This window comes from Bacillus sp. EE-W1, assembly GCF_009760835.1.
Classification (GTDB): domain Bacteria; phylum Bacillota; class Bacilli; order Bacillales; family Bacillaceae_G; genus Bacillus_A; species Bacillus_A wiedmannii.
The window spans coordinates 1-4,604 of the sequence record NZ_WIPE01000028.1; the positions used below are offsets into that span (position 1 = coordinate 1).

Annotated in this window: 5 protein-coding genes and 2 tRNA genes; 6 read left to right on the top strand and 1 reads right to left on the bottom strand. The window is 34.0% G+C overall.

Annotated features, from left to right (window positions below):
* The first annotated feature begins 42 nt into the window (after nt 1-42).
* Together GFJ36_RS02280 and GFJ36_RS02285 are read left to right on the top strand one after the other, a co-directional pair.
* A tRNA-Cys gene (locus tag GFJ36_RS02280) sits at nt 43-113 on the top strand.
* A gap of 9 nt (nt 114-122) precedes the next feature.
* A tRNA-Leu gene (locus tag GFJ36_RS02285) sits at nt 123-204 on the top strand.
* Nucleotides 205-416: 212 nt separating this feature from the next.
* Here the strand turns inward: GFJ36_RS02285 and GFJ36_RS02290 are convergent.
* Nucleotides 417-737, bottom strand: a complete 321-nt coding sequence (locus tag GFJ36_RS02290; protein ID WP_046956772.1) for a DUF3884 family protein — start codon at nt 735-737, stop codon at nt 417-419.
* A gap of 351 nt (nt 738-1,088) precedes the next feature.
* Here GFJ36_RS02290 and GFJ36_RS02295 point away from each other — a divergent pair, with 351 nt between their 5' ends.
* From GFJ36_RS02295 to GFJ36_RS02310, 4 genes are all read left to right on the top strand, one after another.
* Nucleotides 1,089-1,808 (top strand): YebC/PmpR family DNA-binding transcriptional regulator, encoded by a 720-nt coding sequence (locus GFJ36_RS02295; protein WP_088610249.1) that lies wholly within the window; start codon nt 1,089-1,091, stop codon nt 1,806-1,808.
* Between the two features lie 148 nt (nt 1,809-1,956).
* Nucleotides 1,957-2,418: an NUDIX hydrolase gene (locus GFJ36_RS02300; protein ID WP_088610250.1), complete on the top strand. Its 462-nt coding sequence runs from the start codon at nt 1,957-1,959 to the stop codon at nt 2,416-2,418.
* A gap of 427 nt (nt 2,419-2,845) precedes the next feature.
* Entirely contained in the window at nt 2,846-3,622 is a 777-nt protein-coding gene (locus GFJ36_RS02305; RefSeq protein WP_088610251.1) for a transglycosylase domain-containing protein, read from the top strand.
* A 188-nt stretch (nt 3,623-3,810) separates the two neighbouring features.
* A complete protein-coding gene (locus GFJ36_RS02310) occupies nt 3,811-4,461 on the top strand; it encodes a DsbA family protein (RefSeq protein ID WP_000841323.1) in 651 nt (216 codons plus the stop codon).
* Nucleotides 4,462-4,604: the final 143 nt, after the last annotated feature.

The window sequence follows — 4,604 nt, forward strand, 5'->3', positions numbered from 1 at the left end:
GCGGGTTCGAATCCCGTCTTCCGCTCCAATAAAATTTAACATGGCGGCATAGCCAAGTGGTAAGGCAGAGGTCTGCAAAACCTTTACCACCGGTTCAAATCCGGTTGCCGCCTTTCTTTTGTGCCGATGTGGCGGAATTGGCAGACGCGCACGACTCAAAATCGTGTTCCTTCGGGAGTGTCGGTTCGACCCCGACCATCGGTATCATGAACGGCGAAAAAAACTCTATACAATTAGTATAGAGTTTTTTTGTATTTTCTTTTCATTATATGACAAAATAAGTACAAAAAGTGTACGGTGAGTAGACTGCGAAACATTAAAAGGATAAAAACAAACATTCATTTTTATCCTTTTAATTGTGATATTCTATAAAATTCCAGCAAAATATTGTATATACAATATTCCCTTCGAGCACTCTAGAGAGAATTTCTCCAACCCGGTGACATGAAGTTAAATCCGACAGCACCAGTAGATATTAGTACATTATCAACGGTTAAGTTTGTAATTTCTAAAAACCTCTTTTCAAACTCTTCTTTGTTGTACTTGTACATAGTTGAGTGGCACGCCCACATGTGCGTTGAAGTACTCAACCAATCTCCTAATTCCTTTAATTCAGGAAATGACTCAAATTGAATTGGTTCATCTAATTTCATGAATCTCACTTGATAGATAGTTGGGTTTAACTTCTCTCCTATTCCTTTCAGACCATGTGCTTTTTTCTCATGTGAATGTGTCATACTTCTCCCTCCATCTCTCTTCAAATTTTTTCCTTTTTTTATTATACAACAATAGAAAGTAGTTATGGGAATATTATGGAAATATGTATCGGCTATATAAAAAGACTCTAACATTTCTGTTAGAGTCTTTTTTGTTAAATTATACTATGTGCTTCTAAAATTCGTAATAAATGTAGAAATTCATGTATAATATAACTTGTCGAAAGAACAAAATGATAGTAATTTATATTATGTCTGTAATATGAATCAAAAATGAACTTTTTATATTTCTTTTAAAAATGTGTTGAATACACATTATATTTCATATTAATATTTTTATGTAGATTTAAAACGGGAAAGAGAGTGGAAAGTATGGGTCGTAAATGGAATAATATTAAAGAAAAAAAAGCATCAAAAGATGCAAATACAAGCCGTATATACGCGAAATTTGGACGTGAGATTTATGTGGCAGCAAAACAAGGCGAGCCAGATCCAGAATCAAACCAAGCGCTTAGAGTTGTATTAGAACGTGCGAAAACATACAACGTACCAAGAACAATTATTGATCGTGCAGTTGAAAAGGCAAAAGGCGGTTCAGAAGAAAATTATGACGAGCTTCGTTATGAAGGATTCGGACCAAATGGATCTATGGTAATTGTAGATACACTTACAAATAACGTAAACCGTACTGCAGCAGATGTACGAGCTGCATTTAGCAAAAACAGTGGTAACATGGGTGTAAACGGTTCTGTAGCTTACATGTTTGATGCGACAGCTGTTATCGGTCTTGAAGGTAAAACATCAGATGAAGTTCTTGAAATTTTAATGGAAGCAGATGTTGATGCACGTGACATTCTAGAAGAAGAAGATTCTGTTATCGTGTATGCTGAACCTGATCAATTCCATTCCGTACAATCTGCACTTAAAGATGCTGGTGTTGAAGAATTCACAGTTGCAGAATTAACAATGCTTGCACAAAGTGATGTAGAACTTCCTGAAGAGGCTCAAGTACAATTTGAAAAAATGGTTGATGCATTAGAAGATCTAGAAGATGTGCAACAAGTTTACCACAACGTAGACTTAGGAGAATAATACGATAGAAGCCCCTGTTCATTTAACGGATAGGGGCTTTTTTTCATGAAGTTAATTAAGAGGATGAATTAGTAAAGGTATTTTGTTTTAGACAGGGAATATGCTTATAGGGATATATGAAATAATCATTATTTCTAGGAGGTTTAATATGGAACATAAAACACCAAAGCATATCGTTGCTGTAGCAGGTTATTTAACAAATGAAAAAGACGAAGTGTTATTAGCTAAAGTACATTGGCGATCGGATACGTGGGAGTTGCCAGGAGGACAGGTGGAAGAAGGAGAAGCGCTCGATCAAGCTGTTTGTAGGGAAATAAAAGAGGAAACAGGATTAACGGTGAAGCCTATCGGTATTACAGGAGTTTATTATAATGCTTCCATGCACATTCTAGGTGTTGTTTTTAAAGTGGCATACGTGAGCGGTGAAATACAAATTCAGCCTGAAGAAATACAAGAGGCTAAATTTGTTGTTTTAAATGAAGAGAATATAGATGAGTATATAACGCGTCCTCATATGAAATCCAGAACGCTTGATGCGATGAGAGCAACACATTGTATTCCGTACGAAACGTGGGAAGTGCAGCCATATAATTTAATAGGTAGATTGTGAAGAAAAGAGTAGCCGGTTTGAGATACAATCAAATCACTACTCTTTTTTGTATACTGTTTAAGAAAAAGGTCAAAATAATAATAGTGCTAGTATTGATTTCAGGAACGTTTGTTCTGTATAATGTATGATATATTGTATACATTTAGATTACTAGATACTTACAAATATATATTTTTGTAGATGATATAATGAAAATAGGATGTTTTAATAGGGAAGTATAGGCTTAAGGTATACTCTGTTATTGGTTTAGCATAATCTATATTCAATATTTCAGATGAATAGTAGATAAAAAAGGACTGTGATACAATACTTTTTTATACCTTACAATGATGTAAGGTACGTGTAAGAGAAATCGATGGGATATTTTTTTACAACAAGGTATTCTTAAAGTAAGAGTTATACGCTGTGTGGAAAAGAGGTGTTTAAGATGAAAGAACGAGTATTATCTAGGGTGAACTATCATCAAAAAGTTGCATTAAATCCAATGACTAAATTCTTTTATAAAGCCATTATTTTATTATTATTGTTAAGTTGTACGTTATTATTCATTGGAAATATAATGATCGAGCAAAGTGATATTAGTAAATTACATGTACCTGCTAAGTTAGAGGTGCCAGAATCATTAACACATGCATTTATTGCGACAGAAGATAAAAGGTTTTATCATCATAACGGTTTAGATTATATAGCGATTGTCAGAGCGTCTGTTGAGAATATAAAAGCTGGTGGTGTTGTGCAAGGCGGAAGCACAATTACACAACAGTTATCCAAAAATGCCTTTTTAACGAATGAACGTACATTTTCTCGTAAGTGGAAAGAAATTTTTTATACGAAAAAAATTGAACGGACATTTACGAAGGATGAAATTTTAAAATTGTATGTAAGTAATATTTATTACGGAGAAGGAGCATGGGGAATTGAAAAAGCAGCAAACCTTTACTTCGGTAAAAAGGTGAGCCAATTAACGTTGGCTGAAAGTGCAATGATGGCTGCTGTAGTAAAGGCACCCGCTTATTACTCACCTGCACAAAATTATGATAAGGCCGTAGAGAGACGAAATGTCGTTTTGAGATTAATGGAGAAAGAAGGCTATATCAATCATAATGAGTATGTGCAAGCAGTTAGTGAGAAGTTAGTAATTCGTCATGATATAAAAACAGAGCAGTCGATGTTAAAGAGTGCTCGTGAAAAAGCAGTAAGCTAAAGGAAGTTCCTACATAGGAGCTTCCTTTTTTTGAATAAATTGTGACAAATTGTGACACAATATCGTCACAATTATTGTGTTTTTGTAATTTATGTGAGCGTGTTCATTGCGTGACGTATATAAGTGTTGATATTATGTGTATTGTGTACAATGCTGTATACAGAATATGAATTTAAAGAGGAATGTATATGAAATCAAATAAACTCATGGCTCTTGGTGTAGTTTTTTCTATCGCAGTATTGATTGTAATCGGAACAATTGCGTATAGCATCATAAATGACAAAAAAGATAAAGGGAATGAGATGTTTGCTTATTCCACACAACAATCTTTAGGGAAAGATGATGCCCCAGTTAAGGTAGTTGAATTTGGAGACTTCAAATGTCCTGCTTGTCGTACTTGGGATGTAACAGTATTACCACGATTAAAAGAAGAGTATATCGATAAAGGTAAAGTGCAGTTATACTTTATTAACTTCCCATTTATCGGAAAAGACTCTGATTTAGGTGCAGCAGCTGGTGAAGCAATTTATAAACAAGATCAAGATTCATTCTGGATTTTCTACGATGAGATTTATCAAAGTCAAAAGAAAGACACGGAAGAATGGATTACAGAAGAATTACTTCTTAACATTGTGAAAGAGAAGCTTCCGAAAGTTGATGTAGAACAATTTAAGAAAGATTTACACAGTAAAGAAATAAAAGAAAAAGTACGTAAAGATTCAGATCGTGCTCAAAAATTAAAAGTTCAAGGTGCTCCTTCAGTATATATAAATGGAAATCTTGCAAACCCTGATTTCGATAGTATGAAGAAGGCGATTGATAAAGAATTGAAAAAGTGATGAGATACTCATCACTTTTTCGACTTTTTTCGATAAAATTCTTGCTTCCGTTTTTTTTACATGCTATACTACTTTACATAAGTTATTCTAATATCTTATATTTATTTCATATTTGCGGGTGTAGTTTAGTGGTAAAACAAGAG

What these genes read in the sequence shown, in the direction of transcription:
- GFJ36_RS02305 (WP_088610251.1), top strand. Translation starts at nt 2,846, where the DNA reads ATGAAAGAACGAGTATTATCTAGGGTGAACTATCATCAAAAAGTTGCA.
- GFJ36_RS02290 (WP_046956772.1), bottom strand. Translation starts at nt 737, where the DNA reads ATGACACATTCACATGAGAAAAAAGCACATGGTCTGAAAGGAATAGGA.
- GFJ36_RS02295 (WP_088610249.1), top strand. Translation starts at nt 1,089, where the DNA reads ATGGGTCGTAAATGGAATAATATTAAAGAAAAAAAAGCATCAAAAGAT.
- GFJ36_RS02310 (WP_000841323.1), top strand. Translation starts at nt 3,811, where the DNA reads ATGAAATCAAATAAACTCATGGCTCTTGGTGTAGTTTTTTCTATCGCA.
- GFJ36_RS02300 (WP_088610250.1), top strand. Translation starts at nt 1,957, where the DNA reads ATGGAACATAAAACACCAAAGCATATCGTTGCTGTAGCAGGTTATTTA.